Origin of the sequence: Rhodoferax sp. (assembly GCF_028714215.1) — a bacterium.
GTDB lineage: Bacteria > Pseudomonadota > Gammaproteobacteria > Burkholderiales > Burkholderiaceae_C > Rhodoferax.
The window spans coordinates 24,306-47,380 of the sequence record NZ_JAQTMS010000029.1; the positions used below are offsets into that span (position 1 = coordinate 24,306).

The window sequence follows — 23,075 nt, forward strand, 5'->3', positions numbered from 1 at the left end:
GCTGGTCGAGCCAACATCACAGTGAGCAACAGTGTGACCCATACCGCATCGAACCCCACTGCCTACGAGCGATTGCAAGTACGTCTGCAGGCTGAGCCTCACACTTGGCTCGTCACCGGCGTGGCTGGCTTCATTGGCAGCAACCTTCTAGAAACTCTGCTCAAACTAAATCAACGTGTAGTAGGCCTAGACAACTTCGCCACCGGCCACCAACGCAACCTGGATGAAGTAGAAACCCTCGTTACACCCGCACAATGGGCCAACTTCAAATTCATACAGGGGGACATTCGCAACCTAGAAGACTGCCATCGCGCGATGACGTGGAATCTGTCACTGCTTCCCCCTTCGTCATTGCGGGCCCGACCCGCAATCCATGGATCCCGGATCAAGTCCGGGATGACATCAGAAGATTTTGAAATGACAGCGGAAGATTCCGTATTGACAGCCCGCCCCGTCGAATACGTCCTCCACCAAGCCGCCCTAGGCTCCGTTCCCCGCAGCGTAGAAGACCCCATCACTACCAACGCTGCGAACATCACAGGCTTCTTGAATATGCTGGTAGCCGCCAGAGACGCCAAGGTCAAACGCTTTGTCTACGCCGCCAGCAGCAGCACCTATGGCGATCACCCTGGCCTACCCAAGGTAGAAGAGACTATTGGCAAACCGCTCAGCCCCTACGCTGTCACGAAATACGTCAACGAGTTGTACGCCGACGTCTTCGGCAAAACCTACGGTCTGCAAAGCATAGGCTTACGCTACTTCAACGTCTTCGGCCCGCGGCAAGACCCTAATGGTGCCTACGCCGCCGTCATCCCGAAGTGGATCGCCAGCCTGATCAGGGGCGAGCCGGTTTATGTCAATGGCGATGGTGAAACCAGCCGCGACTTTTGCTACGTGGCCAACGCAGTACAAGCCAACCTGCTGGCTGCCACCGTTCCCGTCATTGAGGACCTTGAGGTTGTCATTGCGGGCCACGACCCGCAATCCATGTCACCTGTCAACCAAGTCTACAACGTTGCAGTGGGCGAACGCACCACGCTCAACGAGTTGTATGCCCAACTCAAAATCAAGCTGATGCCACAGTACCCCCACTTACAGCAAACAAAGCCCGTATACCGTGACTTTCGCGCTGGCGACGTTCGCCACAGCCTGGCCGACATAAGCAAGGCCCAGCGGCGGCTGGGATACCGACCAGCGTTCAACATAGCAGCAGGCATAGCGCAAGCCATGCCTTGGTACATCCATTTTTCCACAGCAATTAGCCATGCATAATTACCCCACAGTCACTGACCGCAAAATCCGTCTTGCCCTGGTAGGCTGCGGCCGCATTGCCGCCAACCACTTTGGCGCCATGGAACAACACGCCGACAGCGTGGAACTGGTTGACGTCTGTGATGTCAACGCCGTCGCCCTGGCGCAAGCTGTTGATCGCACCAAAGCCACGGGCCACAGCAGCCTGGCCACCATGCTTAAATCCACCACAGCTGATCTAGTGATCTTGACAACCCCCAGCGGCCTGCACCCCGAACAAGCCATTCAGGTGGCAGCAACCGGCCGCCACGTCATGACCGAAAAACCCATGGCCACCCGCTGGCACGACGGCGTGCGCATGGTCAAGGCCTGCGACGATGCCAATGTGCGCCTGTTTGTCGTCAAACAAAACCGCCGTAACGCCACCCTGCAGCTGCTCAAAAGAGCCGTTGAGCAAGACCGTTTTGGCAAAATCTATTCGGTTGCCATGAACGTCTTCTGGACCCGCCCGCAGGAGTACTATGACAGCGCCAAATGGCGCGGCACCTGGGAATTTGACGGCGGCGCCTTCATGAACCAGGCCAGCCATTACATAGACCTGCTCGACTGGATGATTGGCCCAGTAGAGAGCGTCATGGCCTACACCGCCACCCTGGCCCGCAACATCGAGGTTGAAGATAGCGGCGTTGCAGCCGTGCGCTGGCGCAGCGGTGCCATGGGTACGGTCAACGTCACCATGCTCACCTACCCCAAAAACATGGAAGGCAGCATCACCATCCTGGGCGAAAAAGGCACAGTCCGCGTTGGCGGCGTAGCTGTCAATGAAATCCAGACCTGGCAATTCGCCGACACCCGGCCCGAAGACGCCGACGTTGGCAGCAGCAGTTACCAGACCACCTCGGTGTATGGCCTGGGCCATCCGCTCTATTACGCCAACGTAATCGAAACCCTGCGCGGCCAAGCCGAACCCGAAACTGATGGCCGCGAGGGACTTAAGACCTTGGAGCTATTGATAGCCATGTACCTCTCATCCCGCGACGGCAAACGCGTTGCCCTGCCGCTGGACTACTGACCCTCCCGGCTGTCATTGCGGGCTTGACCCGCAATCCATGCCTCCGCACCACAAAAACCATGCCCATCACCATCCACCCCACCGCCATCGTCGACGACGGCGCCCAAATTGGCGAAGGCAGCCGCGTCTGGCACTGGGTACACATCTGCGGCGGCGCCAAAATTGGCCGCGATTGCTCCTTCGGCCAAAACGTCTTTGTGGGCAACCGCGTGTTGATTGGCAACAACTGCAAGATTCAAAACAACGTCTCGGTCTACGACAACGTCACCCTTGAAGACGACGTGTTCTGCGGCCCCAGCATGGTCTTCACCAACGTTTACAACCCGCGTAGCGCGGTGAGCCGCAAAAACGAATACCGCGATACCTTGGTCAAGCGCGGCGCCACCATCGGCGCCAATGCCACCATTGTGTGCGGCAGCACTGTAGGCGAATATGCCTTTGTGGCCGCCGGTGCCGTTATCAACCGCAACGTCAAACCCTATGCCCTCATGGCCGGCGTGCCCGCCCAACAAATTGGCTGGATGAGCCAGCAAGGCGAGCGGCTTGATCTACCTCTCACTGGTCAAGGCACCGCCACCTGTGCCGCCACCGGCCTGCATTACCTGTTGCAAAATGATCAAATCACCGTTTTGGAGAAATCAACATGCAAGTAGAAGCCATATACGACAAAGGCCGCATTGAACTGGTTCAACGCCTGCGCCTGCGTCATGACCGGGTGCGCCTGCTTGTGACGGTCCCTGATGAAGAGGTTGACCATCAAGGCAACCCTTACAACCTGTCCCCTGAAGTACTACAAAAAGCAGAAGAAATGCGCCAACGCGTTGATGCGGCCCGGCGCGCCCCTTTGCCACCTGATGACGAACTGCCTGAGATAACACCCAAGCAAGTGGAACGCATCGAAGCCTTTGAGCTACGAGCACAAATGCGACGTGAACAAGGACGTCCGGTGTAACCCATGGATTTATTAATCGATATCAATATTGCCGTCGACATTTGCACAAGGCGATCACCGTTTTTTGATGCAGCAGACCTTGCTGTGACCCAATGCGCAAGCGCGGGTGGGCGGTTGTGGCTGTACACGGGTAGCCTGCAAACACTTGAATATGTGACCCGCAGCGAATTGCGCCGTAGCAACCCAATTGAAGGCATCAGCGCCACCGCTCGCCAACTGGCTCAGCAAACACGCCAAACGCTTCAAGCCTTCGCTGCCGACAAACATTGGTTGGCCTCTTTGGCGGACGAGGGAGATGTTTTTGACAGCCCAGACCCCGAAGACGAACAACTCATCCGCGCCCTGGGCCGTTTTTCCCCTGGCAGCATCAAGTTACTGACCCGTGATGAACTGCTGTGTGAACGCTACCCTGCGCTAACCATCACACCCCAGCAATACCTGCAAACACCACTGCAATCCAAAGCCATCGAGTTCTGCGACCTGGCCGCCCAGCAAGACCGCATCCGCCCCCAGCTAGAGCGCAACATTCACCGCGTACTGCACCACAGCCAATACATCCTCGGCCCCGAAGTGGCCGAGCTGGAAGAAAGACTGGCAGCCTACACCGGCGCCAAGTACTGCATCAGCGTAGCCAACGGCACTGACGCCCTACAGATTGCACAAATGGCATTGGGCATCGGTCCGGGTCATGAAGTCATCACCCCCGGTTTTACCTACATCGCTACCGCTGAAACGGTAGCTTTGCTGGGTGCCAAACCGGTGTACGTGGACATCGACCCCCGCACCTACAACCTTAACCCGGCGTTGCTTGAAGCCGCCATCACCCCGCGCACCAAAGCCATCATCCCAGTGAGCCTGTACGGGCAATGTGCAGATATGGACGCCATCAATGCCATCGCCGCCAAGCACGGCATCCCGGTGATTGAAGACGCCGCCCAAAGCTTTGGTGCCACCTACAAAGGCCACAAAAGCTGTAACCTGAGCACCATCGCCTGCACCAGTTTCTTCCCTACTAAACCATTGGGCTGCTACGGAGACGGTGGCGCCATCTTCACCAATGACGACGAACTGGCCAAGGTAATGCGCCAAATTGCCCGCCACGGACAAGACAGGCGATACCACCACATTCGGGTGGGTGTGAATAGCCGCTTGGACACGCTTCAAGCCGCTACCCTGTTACCGAAACTGGCCGTTCTGGATGAGGAATTGGTTTTGCGTCAGCAAGTGGCCGACCGCTATGGCAAATTGCTGATCGAAGCGGGCGTGTGTACAACGCCGCATACCGAGCCCCACAACACCAGTGCCTGGGCTCAGTATACGATTCGTATACAAGACCGAAATGCAGTCCAGGAGAAGCTAAAGCGCGCTGGCATTCCCGCTGCTGTGCACTATCCGATTCCGCTCAATAGGCAGCCTGCTGTGGCAGATAGTTCGGTCTACTTGCCGGTGGGTGACACAGTGAGTGAACAGGTAATAAGTCTGCCGATGGGCCCGGGTTTGACGACATCGCAACAGCAACAAATTGCGCAGAGCTTGGCAGCTAACGGGGCATGATTGCAATCAACCTTCGGAGCAAGCTTGTCGGCAATGCGGCAATTTACTTAGGGGCCAATATCCTCAATGCCGCGATTCCTTTCTTTCTTTTGCCAATCTTGACTCGGGTACTCACGCCGTCCGACTACGGCACCGTAGCCATGTTTGGCATAGTGCTTGGCGTGTTGGGCGCATTCACCGGCCTAAGCGTGCATGGCGCCGTCAGCATCCGTTATTTTCAACTAGGAAAAGAGCAATTAGCGCAGTACATCGGAACCTGTATCGGGATAGTGGTAGTCAGTACATTAGCGCTCATTATTTTGATCGCGACATTTGGCTCGTTGCTGGAAGGTGTCACAGGAGTTCCTGCAAATTGGCTTCTCGTGGCTGTTGTTCTTTCCGGTTTCCAGTTTCTTGGGAATATCCAACTATCTCTCTGGCAAGTGTCTGGGCAAGCCAAAAAATATGGGATTTTTCAGGTCGCTCAGGGTATGTTCAATGGGGGTTTCTCGCTAATTTTTATCTTGATTATGAGATTAGCTTGGCAAGGCCGTGTTTTAGGTCAAGCCGTCTCGATCATCGCACTCGGAGTTGTCGCTTTGTGGTGGTTATTAAAAAACAAGTTACTAAGAATACCTCAGGATTGGCGTAACCAGTGTCTTGATGCTTTGAATTTTGGTGTTCCGCTAATACCTCATGTCATCGGTGGAATTATTATTTTGACTATAGGGCAATTTCTCATAACGAATATGCTTGGGGTTGCGAAAACTGGGATATATGTTGTGGCAGTTCAGTTTGGAGCAATTATTGGTATTTTATCTGACGCATTTGTCAAATCTTATGGCCCGTGGTTGTATGAAAAGATAAAAGATGAATCAATTGCATCACGTCTTTTCGTAGTGGGAATAACATATTATGTATTTTTGCTATTTTTGGTTCTAGCTGCAGTTGCAAGTTTGGTAATTTTTTTGATTTTCCCTTTTGTTGTTGGTAAAAATTTTTTACCTGCCAAATTTTTGACAATTTTTTTTATTTTCGGGAATGCCTTCGTAGGCATGTATTATGCAATTGCCGGATTTTTCTTTTTCACATCAAAAACAAAATTCGTGTCAATAGCCACCATTACTTCTGGCATCACATCTATATTTTTAATGTGGATTTTAGGTATCAACATGGGAATAGAAGGAGTTGCCTTGGGCTTTCTTTTATCTCAAATACTCAGGTTCTTGCTTGCGTGGGCATTAACCTCCTTGGTTTATCCAATGCCGTGGTTCAAATTTCGATTGGCTTTTGATGCGGTATCTTTTTCGCGATCCAAAAAATGAGGTATTTTCCAAGCATCCTTGTCAGACTCTTTAATACGATTTCCAATATTTATTGGATTATAATATATTCTAATTTTCGAAAGAAATATGAAATTGATGAGAGTTTTAGATTTAATGGAAAGCTAATCCAACTTTATGGGGAAGGATCCATAAGAACCGGGGTAGACAGTTATATCGGTGCGTTATCAACACTGCAGGCAGCAAAAGGATATGCAATAGACATTGGCTCTTTTTGTTCGATTTCTCATAATGTTCGCGTGTACACTCAATCAGCCTCACCGGATTATGATTTTTCAATAAAAGATCGGCCACAGAAGTGTGGCGATGTTACTTTTGGAGACTACTGCTGGGTTGGCGCTAATGTTTTTATAAATCCCGGTGTGGCTATTGGTAATAACTCTGTGGTTGGCGCCAACTCGGTTGTAACTAAAGATATTCCTCCCTTTGAAATTTGGGGTGGCGTGCCTGCAAAATTGATACGAAAGAAAAGAGCAATCGAATGAAAATATTCATTACAGTTTCGAATGGCTATCAGTTCGCATGTCATTGAAGCCCTGACTTCGGGTGGTAACAAGATGAACAGGAAGATCTGCATTGTCACCGGCAGTCGAGCTGAATATGGCATTCTTTACTGGCTGGTCCGTGAACTGTCGGAGGATCCGCATGTGTCACTGCAACTGGTTGCCACCGGGATGCATCTGATGCCTGAGTTCGGCTCGACCTTTCGCGTGATTGAAGCCGACGGCTTCACGATTGACAGGAAGGTCGAGATGATGGTGGCGAGCGATACCTCGGTCGGCATGGCCAAGTCGGTTGGATTGGGCGTGCTCAGTTTCGCCGACGCCTTTGACTCGCTCGCTCCAGACGTCGTCGTCGTGCTCGGGGATCGCTTCGAGATGCTCGCGGTCGCGCAGGCTGCTTTCGTATCCGGTTATGTCGTGGCGCACATTTCCGGGGGAGAAGTAACAGAAGGTGCGATCGATGATGCGATTCGGCATGCCATCACCAAACTCTCGCGCTATCACTTCGTCGCCGCTGAGGCCTACCGCAGCAGGGTTATCCAGTTGGGTGAGCATCCCGATCGGGTCTTCAACGTTGGCGACCCCGGGCTCGACAACATCACGCGCCTGAACCTGCTCAATCGCACTGAGATATGCGCCCAAGTCGGACTCGCCGCTGATCGACCTTTCTTTCTCGTTACCTACCATCCGGTGACACTGGGGTCGGAGCCCACGGAGCAGGCAATGCAGGCACTGCTCGATGCGCTGGACGAGCGATCCACCCACCAGGTATTGATCACCAAGCCCAATGCTGACGCTGGTGGTCGACAGCTCGCACTGATGGTCGACGCGTACGCGCAGCGCCACGCCGGGCGTGTAGTAGCTTCTACTTCTCTCGGCCAACTACGTTACCTCAGCGCGATGAAACATTGCGCGGCCGTGGTTGGCAATTCGTCGTCGGGGATCGTCGAAGCGCCTGCGATGTTGCGGCCGACGGTCAACGTCGGTCCGCGCCAAGACGGACGATTGAAGGCCACATCGATAGTCGACTGTGGTGCCGAAAAGGCGGCGATCCTTGACGCCCTTGATCATGTCTGCTCAGACGCGTTCCAGAGCCAAGTCAACGGTACTGTGTCGCTGTATGGTCAGTGCAATGCATCAACGCGCATTCGGCAAATTCTCAAGCAGGTCGACATCGGACGTCATCTGCAGAAACCTTTTCATGACATCGTCTGTTAAATCCTGCCGTATCGGGGGCGAGTTCGAACTGAAATGCTCCGATCTCGAATTCGACACGGCAGCCAACCCGGTATTGCCGAGCTTTGGCGCACCACAAGAAACCTGGCTCGATACAGGACGGTCAGCGCTGGCGGTTATCGCGCGCCATCTGGCCCATACAGCGGAGGGGTCAACCGTCTGGCTACCCGCCTACTGTTGTGAATCGATCGTCGCTCCCTTTTTGCGAAAGAGTCTACACGTGCGCTTCTACTCGGTTGGCGAGCGGCTGAATCGCATCGATGCTGACCCTTCGCGTGGCGACACACTGCTATTCATTCACTACTTTGGATGCCGCAATCGAACTGCACTACACCGCATCGAAGAATTTCGTAGTGCTTCTATATGCGTGATTGAGGATTGCGTCCAAGCGGTGCTGACGACCGGCATTGGCACGCACGGCGATCATGCACTGACCAGTCTGCGTAAGCTGCTACCCCAACCAGATGGGGCCATGCTCGCCTCGCGCGAGACCATCGCTATCAACGCCGATGCTGCCGATGAGGAGTTCGTTAGCGCCCGAGTTGTGGGTAAGCTGCAGCGCGGAGCGGCAGCGAGGCCCGAAGCCTTCCTCCCGCTGTTCGAGCGTTCGGAGTCACGTCTCGCTGATGATGTCCCGCGGACGATGTCGTGGATCAGTCAGCAGTTGCTAGGACGCACCGACCTTCCGATGGTCGCGGCCCGGCGCACTGCCAACTTCGCAACACTGAGGCAGGGACTGGCCGACATTGCGCCGCGCATCGGCATCGTGCCGTTACTGCCCGGGCTCGATGTCGGCGAGGTTCCACTCGGTTTCCCCGTAGTCGTTGGGGAAGGGCGACGCGACGCGCTACGGGCTCATCTCGCCGGGTGGGGCATCTTCTGTCCCATCCACTGGGATCTCGCCCACCTCGCGGGCGCCGTGTTTGCTGAAGAGCGCGCATTGTCTGCGTCGATGCTGACGCTGCCGATTGACCAACGATACGATGAGAACGACATGTCAATAATTCTTGCTTCCCTTTCAACCTTTTGTAGAGATTGCTCATGAGTCAGTCTGTCTTTATCATTGCCGAAGCCGGTGTAAATCACAACGGGTCATTGGACCTCGCCAAGCAACTGATCGACGTCGCGGCGACCGCCGGTGCAGACGCTGTTAAGTTTCAGACCTTCCGCTCCGAGGCCGTGATCAGCCGAGCCGCAAAGAAGGCCGAATACCAAATCACCAACACCAGGGCAGACGAGTCGCAACTCGATATGGTCCGCAAGCTTGAACTCGGAGTTGAGGAGCATCGCATTCTGATCGAACATGCGCGAAGCCGCAGCATCCGTTTTCTCTCGACGCCGTTCGACATAGAGAGCTTGCACGTCCTTGTCGACGTCTTCAACCTGCCGCAATTAAAAATCCCATCGGGTGAGATCACCAATCTGCCACTCCTACTTGCCGCCGGCCGAAGCGGACGACCGCTGATCGTCTCAACGGGCATGGCCACGCTCGGTGAAGTTGAACGGACACTGATGGTACTTGCTTTTGCAATGTCGACTGTGGACACTGTCCGTCCCACTACGGCAGCGATGAAGGCGGCATTCCTTTCAGAAGTCGGTCAGCGGCTTCTGAAAGAACGCATTTCGCTGCTGCACTGCACGACCGAATATCCTGCCCCGGTCGCTGATGTCAACCTGACGGCAATGTCCGCAATGCGCGTCGCCTTTGGCCTGCCTGTCGGCTATTCCGATCACACTGAAGGCATTCACGTTTCCGTCGCTGCAGTGGCGCTGGGTGCGACCATTATCGAAAAGCACTTCACAACCGACCGCAGTCTGCCCGGTCCGGACCATGTTGCATCGCTTGAGCCGGCTGAACTGACATCGATGGTACGCGCCATTCGCGACATCGAACATGCACTGGGCAACGGCATCAAGATACCGGCACCGTCCGAGGTGAAGAACATCACAGTCGCTCGCAAGAGCCTTGTGGCCGCCCAAGCGATACCGAAGGGCACGCTTTTCAATGCAGAGAACTTGACGACCAAGCGCCCTGGAACGGGAGTATGCGCGATGCACTTTGATGAATTCCTGGGGCGACCAGCTGCCCGAGACTTCCTTGAGGACGAGCTTATCGATGAGTTCTGAGCGGGCTTTCGTTGATCAGGCTTGCGCCCAGGCGCTGTTTGACGCCTTGCCAGCGGAAATGCAGTGGCCAACACTGAGCCCGGCTTACGTCGCCGCGGATGCGTTGCGCGATTCGCAGTTGGCTCCAGTTTTCCTTGTCAGTCAGGAAGACGATGGTCTTTTGATGCATGGCGTACACGAGGCACACGTCCCTGGGCTGGAGGCCCGTGACTGGCAGTCAGCCTATGGCTATGGTGGCCCAATTGTCCATCACATGAATGCAGAAGCGCTAACCCGTGCATGGCGCAGGCTTGATGCTGAGGCCACTGTACGCCACGTGGTCGCCGAGTTTGTTCGCTTTCATCCGGCCTTGGAAAACCATCATTTCTATCCTGGGACTGTGTTCGCGGACAGGGCCGTGGTGGTGATTAACCTTGATACGGCTGACCTGTTGTCCAGTTATAAGGGACGGGCACGCACAGCAATTCGCAAGGCCGAGCGCGCGGGGTTGCAGGTCTCATTTGAAACCCAGGAACACGCGATCGAGATCTTTCCAGCGTTCTATCGGCGTTGTATGGGTGAGATTGATGCTGACAACTTCTACCTTTTTTCGGACGCATATTTTGAACACATGCTGCGTTTGCCTGGCGCCCGCGTATTGAGCGTATCCGATGGCGAGAAACGGCTTTCGATGGGCCTGTTCCTGTTTGGTCCGAAACAGGCCGAATACCACTTATCAGGAACTTTGAGAGCCGGTCGGCAAAGCGGGGCCACCAACTTGCTGGTCCATGCTGCTGCCCAGACCGCGCAATCATCCGGTTGTTTGTCACTCTATCTTGGTGGCGGGACAAGCATGCGACCGGACGACCCGCTCTTACGCTTCAAGGAATCTTTTGCCGCAGCGCATCTAATGTTCCGTTTCGGCCATCGAATTCACGACCCCGCTACGTATGCTCGCTTGCGCGAGGGGGCCCCTCAATTGGCGGCAAACTCCAAGCGCCTTCTTTTTTATCGCGGTTAATTCAATGTCATGGAATCCAGTGCAGAAACAAATTTTCACTACGCCAGAATGAAAATATATCCCGGAAAGAGGCCACGAGGTTTGTCCCACCCAATTCCAATTTAGATACGATATGATCACTAATATCTTGCGAGAAGAGTTATGGCATAAAGCGACTCTTCCAACTGATGTGACCATCGAGCAAGTGATTCACAATTTGAATCAGGTTGCGCTCAAGATTGTCTTGATAATTAACGAGGCTGGTGAGTTGCAAGGAACGATATCGGATGGTGATATTCGGCGTGGCCTGCTCAAGGGGTTGGGACTCGGCAGCCCAATCATAAGCATCATCCATCGCAACGCGCTAGTGGTGCCACCTGAGATGAAGCGGGAAATGGTCCTGCAACTTATGACCGCGAATAAGATTCATCAGATTCCCGTGGTTAATGAACATCGCCGGTTAGTTGGGCTGCATCTATGGGATGAAATCACAACACTGCCAAAACGTTCCAACCTGATGGTCATCATGGCAGGGGGAATCGGCAAACGGTTGCTACCGCATACCGAAAATTGTCCCAAGCCTCTTTTATTGGTCGCCGGCAAGCCGATGTTGGAACACATCATCGAGCGTGCCAAGTCGGAAGGATTCAACCACTTTGTGCTGGCTATTCATCACTTCGGCCATATGATAGAAGATTATTTTGGGAATGGCGAGCATCTTGGAGTGCAAATCGACTACCTGCGCGAACAGTCCCCCCTAGGAACGGCCGGAGCACTAGGACTGCTTAGCCCTCGACCAGCACTCCCTTTTTTAGTTACCAACGGCGATGTAATGACTGATATACATTACGGCGAGCTACTTGACTTTCACATTCGGAACGGAGCTGCTGCCACCATGGCTGTACGCGTGCATGAATGGCATCACCCTTTTGGCGTAGTGCAAACACAAGGCATCGAGATTGTCGGTTTTGAGGAAAAACCTGTATTGCGTAGTCATATTAATGCCGGAGTCTATGCATTTAATCCGGATGCATTGGAAATTTTAGATGAAAATACTCATTGCGATATGCCTGTCCTGTTCTCACACCTGCAAAACATGGCCAAACGTACAGTTGCGTATCCAATGCACGAACCATGGTTGGATGTCGGTAGACCAGACGATTTAATTGAGGCACGCTTGAGGACAGTAAAAGGCACATCATGAAGATATTAGCCCTAATTCCAGCACGTGGCGGCTCGAAACGATTACCCGGAAAGAATATCCGATTTTTGGGTAATAAACCACTAATTAATTGGACCATTGAGGTGATAAGAGGCATACCCGAAATTTGCAATATTCTTGTATCGACTGACGACCCAGTGATCGCAAAAGTATGTACAGACGCTGGAGCCTGTGTGCCATGGTTGCGCCCAGCAGAACTGGCAACTGATACTGCGAGCACAAACGACGTTGCGATACACGCACTGGATTGGTATGAGGCTGAAAATGGTGCAGTTGATGGGGTTCTATTGCTGCAACCGACCTCCCCATTTAGAACCAGAGAAACTGTGCTCAAAGGTATTGAGTTGTTTGTGAAACATGATCTGAAATCAGTGATTGGAATTTCGCCGACACATGCTCACCCCATGTGGGCTTTAAAGATGGAGGGACATTATCTAGTGCCGTTTATGCCAACTCATGGGTTAGGAATGCGGTCACAAGACCTTCCCCCAGTTTACACAGTCAACGGTAGCTTTTATTTAATCACTCCTGCTGAGTTACGATCAAACCGGAGTTTTTTTGAAGGAACAGCAATACCATTGCTGGTCGAATCACCGATAGAATCCATTGATATAGATACCGAATGGGATTTCAAGGTTGCAGCGTCGATTTTAGAGTGAAAAATGACAACTGACGTGTGCCAAAAACTCTTGTAAGCAAATCTGATCATATAAACTCGCTATTTCAATATATTTACCTCCAATCGATTGCCACAGGGACCTCAGCGGTCTGCTAAGAATCGATTATTTTTAGCGACTGATCAAGAATAAATTGACTCTATTTCAAGGGAATATTAGAGATATATCGACATGAAGTGGAAAAATGGTAAGCGAATTATTATTCAATTTTTGCTAGGACTGCTTATACCAGATACTTGGAAAAATATTCCAAAAATTGATGTACTCTTGATCGGACACGATCACCATTTTAATTTCTTGCACCAAGGCAAACTTTACAGCCCACTGTTAGGTAGCATGAAGGAATATTTCAATAAGAATGGAATGGACACCGCAATTATATTAAGGCCGTTCTCTGTAACAAAATCACAAAATGCATGGCATGAGCATCAAACTTTCAACCGACATTATTGTCTAACGTTTATAATACGGTTTCTTGGAAGATTTTACAAACCATTGCATGGCTTGTCATTTGCTCGTGAGGAGAAATTTTGGACTGGGCTATTGGCGCGAACTAAGCCGACCCGTATTGTTGCAATTCAGCCAGAAGCGGCCTTGTGTCGCGCAGCGAGAAAGTTAGGTATCAAAATTGCAGATTTACAGCACGGTGTTATTAATGACTTGCATCCATGGTACGGGACTCAATTTAGATCTGGAACACCGATTAATGATTTGCCTACAGAATTTTTAGTCTGGGATGAACAGTCAGCGAACGCTATCAACAAGTGGGCTACCGATAAAAAAATTCATGTTCTGATTAATGGGAATCCTTGGATCAAGAGATTTAGAAGCCAACAAAATGACGATTTTTTGGTATTGGAAGCATTGAAGAATAGCACCATTTTTACCAATAAATTACCAAAAATATTAGTCAGCTTACAGTGGGGGCTTGATGAATTATGCAGCGAAAATAATTTCAATGGGATTATGGTCAGTGGTTTGGAAAAATTAATTCTAAGAACTAGAGGAAAATACAACTGGATGCTTCGTCTTCACCCAGTTCAACTGCATGGAACATACAGATTGGAAGCCGTTAAATATCTTGAATATACATTTGGAAGATTACCTTGCGTGGAATGGCAAAAGACTAGCTTGACTGCACTTCCAATTATACTTTCGCAGACGAGTCTTCATTTAACTTTCAGCTCTTCGGTTATTATAGAAGCATCGTGGTTTGGTATTAGAAGTGCTATTTTAGATCCAGAAATAGAGGTCGGAGGAGTCCGTGATATGAATTATATCTTGGAACGCTCGATCGGAATTGCGACAGTGGTTGGAAGCCGTGAGAAGGATATTGAAAATTGGATATTCAAAAATCTCCATTGATATTCTGAATCCAGTAATCAACTTTTCTGACGGGATATTAATATGTCTTGAAATATGGAATATCATTAATACCGTGCAGCATAGACAAATGTTTTGAGATTATCCAGTGAATTGAAAATTTATGAAAATTTTAACTGTAATTGGCGCACGCCCTCAATTCATCAAGGCAGCCGTTGTGTCACGTGCGTTTGCTATTCACAGGTCGGAGGTGCGAGAAATCTTGGTGCATACTGGGCAGCACTATGACACCAATATGTCAGATGTGTTCTTTGAGGAGTTGAGCATCTCGCACCCAGACTATAACCTTGGCATTGGCGGTGGAAGTCATGCGCAGAACACTGGGCGAATGCTGGAAAAGCTGGAAGCGCTCATGGTTACTGAGAAGCCAGCCCTAGTATTGGTCTATGGGGATACTGACAGCACGTTAGCCGGAGCGTTGGCGGCTGCGAAATTACACATTCCGGTGGCTCATGTCGAGGCAGGCTTGCGCTCCTATAACCGCCGTATGCCGGAGGAGATCAACCGCATATTGACTGATCACGTTTCTACTTTTCTATTCGTTCCCAGCAAGGCGGCACTCAGAAACTTGCTCAATGAAGGAATTCCTAAGGAGAAAATTCATGTTGTTGGGGATGTGATGTGTGACGCTGCACGCTATTTTGAGGAGTGCGCTCGGAAACCGGACTGGTTCGACGCACTAGATATTGAGATCGGTGAATTTGTACTTTGCACCATTCACCGCGCTGAAAACACTAATGACAGTCAGAACATCAAGGATATATTTGAAGGGCTTGTCGGTTCCTGCATGCCTGTGATACTTCCGCTGCACCCGCGCACTCGTATTGTGCTCCAGGCCATGGGCATACCTCTGCCGACCGGTATCAGAGTGGTGGACCCTGTTGGATACTTGGAAATGACTTGGCTAGAAATGAATTGTCGCATTATTGCCACCGATTCCGGAGGAATTCAAAAGGAAGCATATTTCCACAACAAAATGTGCGTGACATTGCGTGAAGAAACAGAATGGACCGAACTGGTTGATAATGGATTCAATATAGTCGCAGGAACAAATAGTTACAAAATTACTGAGGCTCTAACTCAAAAAAATTTGATGGTCAACAGTGAAACATCTTTATATGGGCAAGCTGATGCGGCCACTAAAATAGCGGCATTAATTGTAGAGAATTACATGTAATTGCAATGAATATACTATTAATAACATGTTCTTTCTATCCTCAAAATAAAGTTTCTGTTTTGCGAGTCGGGCAATGGGCAAAGTATTGGGCGCTAAACGGGCACACTGTTACTGTATTAACCACGCTTAAATATAATTTCAATGGACCCATGGGGTTAACTGGAAATATTCCTTCAAGCGTAAGAATCATTGAGATTCCATTTTTACCAAATTGGCTTGAGAATATTCAAAATCGTCAAGATCAAAGCGATCGCAATATTTCAAGCGACAATAATAATCACGGTTCACGAATAGTTACATTTTTGAAAAAAGTGATAAGAAAAATGAGAGGTTCAGTCGGTTCTCTATTTGATATACATGATCTGTGGGTTAAACCAGCTTCATGCATTGGAAAGTCACTCTTATCGAATGAGGAATTCGATGTAATTATCAGTTCCTATTCACCACCAGCAGCACATAAAGTAGCACACAATCTGAAGATATTCGCACCGAAGGTCGTTTGGATCGCCGACTTTAGGGATTTGTGGTTCAATAATCACATTCTATCTGCCAAGGGTGTATTTCGCCTTATAGAAAAAGCGATTGAGCGGCGAACTATGAAAGGTATTTGCAATGCAATGATAACTGTTTCAAAGCCATTGACCAAAGATTTGCAACATAGATACCCTGCCATACCTGTGTTCACGCTCGAAAATGGGTTTGATCCAGAAGAATTTCCGAAATGGCGGGATTTGATAGCATCTGAAGTTGACTTTGGGAGTAAATTGAAGTTTTGTTATGCCGGTACTATTTATCATCAAAAAAGAGATCCAACCCCACTATTTATGGCTGTCAATGAACTTATTGACGATGGGGAAATTTCGGCAGCGCAAATAGAAATTAGTTTTTATGGTGACAATCGCAGTGAGTTGAGTCGCTTAATTAGTGCGAGCAATGCTAATAAACATGACGTTATAAGAATTAATGGCTTTGTGTCGCGCGATGAGTCTCTTGCAGCGCAGAGAAATTCAGACATTTTACTATTTTTGGAGTGGGGTGATCCGCAGGCTGCAGGTGTCCTTACCGGAAAACTATTTGAGTATATTGTGAGTGGCAAACCTGTTATTGCTATCGGTATCGATACAAATAACTCTGCAGGCGAATTACTACAGAGGACTGGCGTGGGGATTTGTGCCAGACAGATCCATGAGATAAAAATAATTATTCGCCAACTCTTTAAGTTTAAGCATGCCGAGTTTTACGAGCCTAAAATTGATGAAATTGGGAATTATGCAAGAGATGCCCAAGCAAGAAGACTTATTGATTTGGTGACTAACTTGCAGGAAAATTAATTGTTATTAGCGCTTCAAATATATTTTTCCATATCCTCCTTTGCGTTATATGTGTACGCAATGAGAAATAGGACTTCGGCATCTCACGCATTTGGATACGGTGTTGCATTAAACATTTTTCCTCTGATGTTTGCCCCAAGTTTCTCGATGGACTTGGCACGATTAGCAGGTGTTCCATTGGCCTATTTGCCGATAATGTCTGCAGGTTTCGCATTAAGCGCTCAGGGTCGACTTCAAATAGATAACTATAACAAAGGCCTCTTAACTTTATCTTTAGTATTTTCAATCTATACATTCATAACTGGCCTTATAATAAACGATTTTAGTTTTGTCAACTTCACTTATTGGGTGGTTTGGCCATTCAATTTCCTCATATTTTTTGCAGCGATGAGGCTATTTACAACCGCCAGCAATATTCAATCTACAACACTGCTGAAATCGATTTCATTTATACTTACTCTTGGGTGTGCCGTTGGTATTGCCAGATTTGTTTTCGGTATCTCAGGTGATTCCAATTTTATGCCTGTGGTGAATCGTAACGGAACTGTAATTTTCGTTGTTATGGTTTTGCCTTTGTTGTTTGGATTGCATTCTAGACGGGAGATTTCAACCTCATTTTTTGGGGCTTCATTATCAATTATTTTTGTTGCCCTAATTCTTATGACTTCCAGGTCTGGTTTGATTGGTGCATTGGTAGCTGTCTCTGTCTACTACATTAGATTCAACATCCAATCTCTTCTTAAATTTGGACTAATTTTGTCAGTAATGGGAATATTTTTAATGACGGAAATTGGAGATGTCGCGATCCAGCGCATGGATGCTGGTCTTGCTTCCACACAAAAATATACTAGTGGCGACGAGTTTGATGCTGATGAAAAAGATTTCAATAGAGTACAACTCATGACCGCTGCGATTCTTGTAATAGAAAAGAATTTCCTTTTAGGAAGTGGACTTGGTTTGGAGAACTACAGAAAAAAATTGAGGGAAGTTAGTAATTATCATAAAGAATCAAAAGCTCATAATTTTTATCTATCCTACATGGCGGAGTTAGGCTTACTAGGTCTCTCCGCGTTAATTATATTTTTTTCTCTAGTATTTCAGAAACTTATTGGATTAAGGAGCATATATCCAGAGTTTAGAACTTCGTTTATCGTTATTGCGGTAATGATGACCATGAACGAGTATATTTTGTTGCCTGAGATTTGGTTTTTCTTTGGGGTCCTGGTTGGTATTTCAATTCGACTAAAAAGAGATCCCAGATTTTCTTAAGTATAGATCGAAAAATAATGCGTTTTTCAGTTTTAATGGCAGTATATTTTGGAGATCATTCCAATTGTCTGGCTGACGCATTATCTAGCCTCTGTCATCAAACAAGATTTCCTGATGAGGTTGTGCTTGTTGAGGATGGGCCAATTCCCCTTCCGTTGAGTGAAGTGATTGATCATTTCCGGAAGCGATTGAATATCAAATCAATTCAACTTAAGGAAAACTCTGGGTTGGCGATCGCCCTGAATACTGGTTTGGCTTGCTGCATGTATGATCTGGTTGCTCGAATGGATAGTGACGACATCTCTTTACCAGATCGTTTTGCCAAGCAAATTGCATTTATGGAGTCTCACCCTGAAATTGCAGTAAGTAGCGCATCTTTACAGGAGTTTGATGATAGCGGTAATGTTTTTTCTTCAAGAGTACTTCCTTTGAATCACAATGATCTTATTAGTTTTGCCAAACTTAGAAGTCCAATTAGTCACGCAGTCGCCATATTCCGCAAGGAAGCCGTTATGGGAGTGGGTGGTTACCCTCTTTTTAGACGTTCTCAAGATGTTGCATTGTGGTCAACACTAATTATGCAGGGATATAAGCTTGCCAACCTGCCCGACGTATTATACAGAGTCCGAGCAAATTCAGCATTTATGGCACGCAGTGGGTTGAGAAACTTTAAATTTGAATATGCGGTTGTTCGATATCAATATCGTATTGGGTTTCTTACATATTCCGAATTTCTAAAGAGTGTTAGTGTACGATTTGGACTGGCAGTGATGCCACAGTGGTTAAAACAGTATGCCTATAAGTATTCAAGAATTTGACTGAACTGCGTTCACTATAGTCGTAATTATCCATTGCCTTGAATATATCGAGGTGGCTCGCGGCTACGGCGTTGACTTCTGGCAGCAGGCCATATTGCAAACTTTGTTTTGGTGGTGTTCGTTTTGGAGAAGTCCGAACGTTCAGGTCGAATCTGAATGACACACACAAAAATCCGCACCGAAGTATTAAGAACTCCTTCTTTGAAAATTATAGAAAGTAATCAAAATGAATGTTCATTTGCAAGAGCGTGCTTTTACCTTTCGTGCAATTGTTGATTTTTCCCGCTCTATTTATGGTTTGGACTTTGTCACATTGCACCGCCCTGTCTTCGAGGGTAATGAAAGACAATACCTGATCGACTGCATTGACTCCAATTTTGTCTCCTCGGTGGGCGCCCGGGTCACTGAGTTTGAGCAGCAAGTGGCGGCCTTTACTGGCGCCAAATACGCCGTGGCTACAGTCAACGGTACGGCGGCACTGCATGTGGCGCTACGACTGGTTGACGTACTGCCCGATGACGAGGTAATTACCCAGGCCTTGACCTTCATCGCCACTTGCAATGCGCTCAGTTATGCCGGTGCACACCCGGTGATGGTGGATGTGGACCGCGACACCTTGGGTATGAGCCCGGCAGCACTACGCCAGTTTCTGGCGCGCCATGCCGAGCTACGCGATGGACGCGCCTTTAATAAATCCACCGGACGCCGCCTAGCCGCATGCGTGCCCATGCACACCTTTGGCTTCCCGTGTCGCATTGAAGAAATCGTCAGTGTTTGCGACGAATACGGCATTGCTGTCGTGGAAGACGCTGCCGAGTCGTTAGGCAGTTATGTGGGCAAGCGTCACACCGGCACCTTTGGCAAGCTGGCCACACTGAGCTTTAACGGCAACAAGGTTATCACCACCGGCGGTGGCGGCATGATCATTACCGACGATGCCGCGCTGGCCACCCATGCCAAGCACCTCACCACCACCGCCAAGGTACCGCACCCGTTTGAATTTGTGCATGACGAAGTGGGGTACAACTACCGCCTGCCTAACCTTAACGCCGCATTGGGCTGCGCGCAGATGGAACGTTTGCCGGAGATGCTGGCGGTCAAGGCTGACGTGGCCCGACGTTATGCAGAATTTTTTGATTCAATAGGTGTGACTGTCGTACGCGCGCCTGAGGGCACCACAGCCAACTACTGGCTCAACGCCATCGTGCTCGGTTCTCTGCAAGAACGCGACGCCTTTCTTGAATTTACCAACAGCCGCGGCGTGATGACGCGGCCCATTTGGCGCTTGATGACACGCTTGGCCATGTTCAGCCAGTGCCAGCACGATGGCCTGGCCAACTCCCTGTGGCTGGAGGACCGCGTGGTAAACATCCCATCTAGCGTGCCAGACGGCGCGTTGCCCCCATTCAATGCCAAAACCCTATGAACACACTGCAATTGATTGGCCGTGACAGCCCACTGTTTGACGCGGATGTGCTGGGGCATGCACAACAACTCTCCGCCTTGGTTGCCGGCAGCCGCTTTCTAGTGATTGGCGGTGCCGGCTCCATCGGCCAAGCCGTTACCCGCGAGATTTTCAAGCGCGGCCCGAAGGTGCTGCATGTGGTCGACATCAGTGAAAACAACATGGTTGAACTGGTGCGCGACATTCGCAGCACGCTAGGCTACATTGATGGCGACTTCAGCACCTTTGCCATTGATTGTGGGAGCCGCGAGTTTGAGGCGTTGTTGAACGCGGGCAGCGGTTACGACTATGTGCTCAACCTCTCCGCCCTCAAGCATGTGCGCAGCGAAAAAGACCCGTTTACTTTGATGCGACTTATTGAAGTCAATGTCCTCAACACCATCAAGACAATCGAGCTGACCCGCACCCACGGTGCTCGCAAGTACTTTTGCGTTTCCACCGATAAAGCTGCCAACCCGGTCAATATGATGGGTGCCAGCAAGCGCATTATGGAGATGTTTCTCATGCGCGCCAGTTTGGATCTGCCAATATCGACAGCGCGCTTTGCCAACGTGGCGTTTTCAGACGGCTCGCTGCTGCACGGCTTCAACCAACGATTTGCCAAGCGCCAGCCGATTTCCGCACCCAACGACGTGCGTCGTTACTTTGTCACACCGCAAGAATCGGGAGAACTGTGCCTGCTGTCATGCCTGCTGGGTGAAAACCGTGACATCTTCTTTCCGAAGCTCAGCCAGCACCTGCATCTGACCACCTTCTCAGACATCGCTGTGCGCTACCTGAACGAACTGGGCTTCGAGCCTTACGAGTGCGCCAGCGAGGACGAGGCGCGCGACCGCGCCAGTGAGTTGATCAACCGGAAGAAATGGCCGTGCTACTTCTTTAAGAGCGATACGACGGGTGAAAAAGACTTTGAAGAGTTCTTTACCGACCGCGAGACATTGGACATGGCACGCTTTGACAGTGTGGGGGTTATCAAGAACGCGTCAGCATTTAACGCAGCGCTGCTGCAACACTTTACCGAGACGATGGCTGCCATCAAGGCGCAACCAAGTTGGGACAAGGCTGAGATGGTCAACCTGTTCAACGAAATGATTCCGGACTTTGCCCACAAGGAAACTGGTAAGTACCTGGATGCGAGGATGTAACTGTGCAACGCTTGTTTGACATCGTCTTATCAGGTCTGGCACTGCTTGTGTTGTCGCCGCTGCTGCTACCCATTGCCCTGCTGCTGCGCCTGACCGGCGAGGGCGAGGTGTTTTTCCTGCAGAACCGTGTCGGGAAAGGTGGCAGGACTTTCAAACTTTACAAGTTTGCCACCATGCTCAAAAACAGTCCCAACCTGGGCACCGGGACCATAACGACCAAGAACGACCCTCGCATATTGCCAATGGGGCACTTCCTGCGCAAGACCAAGATCAACGAGCTGCCGCAGTTGCTGAACATCCTGAACGGCGATATGAGCATCATTGGCCCACGTCCACAGACGCAACGCTGCTTTGATGTTTTTCCAACCGCCTCGCAGAATGCCATTAGCCGGGTGCGTCCAGGTCTTTCAGGCATCGGCTCCATCATCTTTCGCGATGAGGAGAATTTGCTGCATGGTCAGGCAGATTCGGTTCAGTTCTATGACAACATCATCGCACCGTACAAAGGGGCGTTGGAAGAGTGGTATGTGACCAACCAAGGGCTGGGCACCTACTTGCTGTGCATCGGTGTGACGGCGTGGGTGGTGCTGTTTTCGCAGTCGAATGTAGTTTGGCGGGTGTTTGGTTCACTGCCCCAACCGCCGGGTGAATTGGCTGCCCTAGTGCAATGGCCTGGCGACAGGTGACAGCGCAAGATCGTCAGTCCGTTCACACTCGCAGAAATCAACCTCTCTGAAATATGACACTGCGCTTTTCCGTATGGACTTGGGGTTTCTTTGTCTGTGCACTGGTGGTGATGGTGCTGGCGTTGATGCCGTCACCGCCGCCAATGATCACCACCGGCTGGGACAAATCAAACCACTTGCTGGCCTTTGGCGTGTTGGCGTGGTTGGGCTGCAAGGCTTTCCCACAGCATTTGGCATTCACACTGCTGAGCCTGTTAGCCTACGGCGCGCTGATAGAAATTCTGCAGTCTTTCACCCCAACCCGCTCGGCCGAGTGGCTTGATCTTTTGGCAGATGCTGTGGGGATTTTGGCGGGCTGGATGGTGGTGAGATCGTGGGGGTGGGTTGCGGATCGGCGTCCGCAATGACTGCCTGGGGTCGCAATGACAGCTTGGACGCCCGCAAAGAGAACCGTAGCTTTGCGCCCCCTTTTGCGTCTTGACATCCCACGGTCAATGTCACTACCGGAGTAGTCGTTGGACCTGGCCATCCACGACCCCCTTTTGCGTCTTGACATCCCACGGTCAATGTCACGGCATATAAACATTGAAGCAAATTGCCAAACCATGCGCAAACCGGAGATGGAGCGAAAAATGTCCGTTCACACGTATACAAGCCGGAACTTCACGCGCGATGTGGGTGCGGCCAAGCGCGCTGCGGCTGAGGGTCCGGTGTTCATCACTGACCGTGGCCGGCCCACCTTCGCGCTGCTGAAGATCGAAGACTACTACCACCTGGCCGGGCAGCCGGAATTGTCACTACTGGATGTCATGGATGCCATCCCGGGTGGATTATCAGGCGACTCAGACATCGAGTTTGAACCGCCACGCCTGCAGGTCGAGTTGCATGCTGCCGAACTCGGGTGAG

Annotated in this window: 23 protein-coding genes; all 23 read left to right on the top strand. The window is 50.3% G+C overall.

Annotated elements, in window-relative coordinates; translation table 11 throughout:
- The first annotated feature begins 33 nt into the window (after positions 1 to 33).
- Positions 34 to 1,272, top strand: a complete 1,239-nt coding sequence (locus PHS32_RS14085; protein WP_301079644.1) for an NAD-dependent epimerase/dehydratase family protein — start codon at positions 34 to 36, stop codon at positions 1,270 to 1,272.
- The gene (locus tag PHS32_RS14090; RefSeq protein ID WP_301079645.1) at positions 1,265 to 2,323 is read left to right on the top strand and encodes a Gfo/Idh/MocA family oxidoreductase; all 1,059 of its coding nucleotides are present in this window, start codon (positions 1,265 to 1,267) and stop codon (positions 2,321 to 2,323) included. The genes PHS32_RS14085 and PHS32_RS14090 overlap by 8 nt, the downstream gene beginning before the upstream one ends.
- Positions 2,324 to 2,382: 59 nt before the next feature.
- On the top strand, positions 2,383 to 2,976 hold the full coding sequence (locus tag PHS32_RS14095; protein WP_301079646.1) for an acyltransferase: 594 nt from the start codon (positions 2,383 to 2,385) through the stop codon (positions 2,974 to 2,976).
- On the top strand, positions 2,967 to 3,275 hold the full coding sequence (locus tag PHS32_RS14100; protein WP_301079647.1) for a hypothetical protein: 309 nt from the start codon (positions 2,967 to 2,969) through the stop codon (positions 3,273 to 3,275). The genes PHS32_RS14095 and PHS32_RS14100 overlap by 10 nt, the downstream gene beginning before the upstream one ends.
- A 465-nt stretch (positions 3,276 to 3,740) precedes the next feature.
- Positions 3,741 to 4,829 carry a DegT/DnrJ/EryC1/StrS family aminotransferase gene (locus PHS32_RS14105; RefSeq protein WP_301079682.1) on the top strand — a complete coding sequence of 363 codons (1,089 nt, stop codon included), beginning with the start codon at positions 3,741 to 3,743 and terminating at the stop codon, positions 4,827 to 4,829.
- The gene (locus tag PHS32_RS14110; protein WP_301079648.1) at positions 4,826 to 6,133 is read left to right on the top strand and encodes an oligosaccharide flippase family protein; all 1,308 of its coding nucleotides are present in this window, start codon (positions 4,826 to 4,828) and stop codon (positions 6,131 to 6,133) included. Before PHS32_RS14105 ends, PHS32_RS14110 begins: the two co-directional genes overlap by 4 nt.
- Positions 6,130 to 6,636, top strand: a complete 507-nt coding sequence (locus PHS32_RS14115; RefSeq protein ID WP_301079649.1) for an acyltransferase — start codon at positions 6,130 to 6,132, stop codon at positions 6,634 to 6,636. Before PHS32_RS14110 ends, PHS32_RS14115 begins: the two co-directional genes overlap by 4 nt.
- Before the next feature lie 21 nt (positions 6,637 to 6,657).
- Positions 6,658 to 7,872 carry a UDP-N-acetylglucosamine 2-epimerase gene (neuC, locus tag PHS32_RS14120; RefSeq protein ID WP_301079650.1) on the top strand — a complete coding sequence of 405 codons (1,215 nt, stop codon included), beginning with the start codon at positions 6,658 to 6,660 and terminating at the stop codon, positions 7,870 to 7,872.
- Positions 7,856 to 8,935, top strand: coding sequence for a hypothetical protein (locus tag PHS32_RS14125; protein WP_301079651.1), 1,080 nt, complete (start codon positions 7,856 to 7,858; stop codon positions 8,933 to 8,935). The genes neuC and PHS32_RS14125 overlap by 17 nt, the downstream gene beginning before the upstream one ends.
- Positions 8,932 to 10,017: an N-acetylneuraminate synthase gene (gene neuB / locus PHS32_RS14130; RefSeq protein ID WP_301079652.1), complete on the top strand. Its 1,086-nt coding sequence runs from the start codon at positions 8,932 to 8,934 to the stop codon at positions 10,015 to 10,017. Before PHS32_RS14125 ends, neuB begins: the two co-directional genes overlap by 4 nt.
- Positions 10,007 to 11,017, top strand: coding sequence for a GNAT family N-acetyltransferase (locus PHS32_RS14135; RefSeq protein ID WP_301079653.1), 1,011 nt, complete (start codon positions 10,007 to 10,009; stop codon positions 11,015 to 11,017). The genes neuB and PHS32_RS14135 overlap by 11 nt, the downstream gene beginning before the upstream one ends.
- 112 nt (positions 11,018 to 11,129) lie before the next feature.
- Positions 11,130 to 12,200, top strand: a complete 1,071-nt coding sequence (locus PHS32_RS14140) for a nucleotidyltransferase family protein (protein ID WP_301079654.1) — start codon at positions 11,130 to 11,132, stop codon at positions 12,198 to 12,200.
- Positions 12,197 to 12,877: an acylneuraminate cytidylyltransferase family protein gene (locus PHS32_RS14145; RefSeq protein ID WP_301079655.1), complete on the top strand. Its 681-nt coding sequence runs from the start codon at positions 12,197 to 12,199 to the stop codon at positions 12,875 to 12,877. The genes PHS32_RS14140 and PHS32_RS14145 overlap by 4 nt, the downstream gene beginning before the upstream one ends.
- 189 nt (positions 12,878 to 13,066) lie before the next feature.
- A complete protein-coding gene (locus PHS32_RS14150; protein ID WP_301079656.1) occupies positions 13,067 to 14,260 on the top strand; it encodes a hypothetical protein in 1,194 nt (397 codons plus the stop codon).
- Positions 14,261 to 14,381: 121 nt separating this feature from the next.
- Positions 14,382 to 15,455, top strand: coding sequence for a UDP-N-acetylglucosamine 2-epimerase (non-hydrolyzing) (gene wecB, locus PHS32_RS14155; protein WP_301079657.1), 1,074 nt, complete (start codon positions 14,382 to 14,384; stop codon positions 15,453 to 15,455).
- Positions 15,456 to 15,460: 5 nt separating this feature from the next.
- Positions 15,461 to 16,786: a hypothetical protein gene (locus PHS32_RS14160; RefSeq protein ID WP_301079658.1), complete on the top strand. Its 1,326-nt coding sequence runs from the start codon at positions 15,461 to 15,463 to the stop codon at positions 16,784 to 16,786.
- Positions 16,787 to 18,055, top strand: a complete 1,269-nt coding sequence (locus PHS32_RS14165; protein ID WP_301079659.1) for an O-antigen ligase family protein — start codon at positions 16,787 to 16,789, stop codon at positions 18,053 to 18,055. It abuts the gene before it with no gap.
- A 17-nt stretch (positions 18,056 to 18,072) separates the two neighbouring features.
- On the top strand, positions 18,073 to 18,873 hold the full coding sequence (locus PHS32_RS14170) for a glycosyltransferase (RefSeq protein WP_301079660.1): 801 nt from the start codon (positions 18,073 to 18,075) through the stop codon (positions 18,871 to 18,873).
- A gap of 313 nt (positions 18,874 to 19,186) precedes the next feature.
- Complete coding sequence (locus PHS32_RS14175) at positions 19,187 to 20,299, top strand: LegC family aminotransferase (RefSeq protein WP_301079661.1); 1,113 nt, start codon at positions 19,187 to 19,189, stop codon at positions 20,297 to 20,299.
- Positions 20,296 to 21,483, top strand: a complete 1,188-nt coding sequence (locus PHS32_RS14180) for a UDP-N-acetylglucosamine 4,6-dehydratase (protein WP_301079662.1) — start codon at positions 20,296 to 20,298, stop codon at positions 21,481 to 21,483. The genes PHS32_RS14175 and PHS32_RS14180 overlap by 4 nt, the downstream gene beginning before the upstream one ends.
- Before the next feature lie 2 nt (positions 21,484 to 21,485).
- Positions 21,486 to 22,169: a sugar transferase gene (locus PHS32_RS14185; RefSeq protein ID WP_301079663.1), complete on the top strand. Its 684-nt coding sequence runs from the start codon at positions 21,486 to 21,488 to the stop codon at positions 22,167 to 22,169.
- Between the two features lie 53 nt (positions 22,170 to 22,222).
- Complete coding sequence (locus PHS32_RS14190; RefSeq protein ID WP_301079664.1) at positions 22,223 to 22,576, top strand: VanZ family protein; 354 nt, start codon at positions 22,223 to 22,225, stop codon at positions 22,574 to 22,576.
- Between the two features lie 108 nt (positions 22,577 to 22,684).
- Positions 22,685 to 23,074 (top strand): hypothetical protein, encoded by a 390-nt coding sequence (locus PHS32_RS14195; protein WP_301079665.1) that lies wholly within the window; start codon positions 22,685 to 22,687, stop codon positions 23,072 to 23,074.
- The last annotated feature ends 1 nt before the right edge of the window (position 23,075 follow it).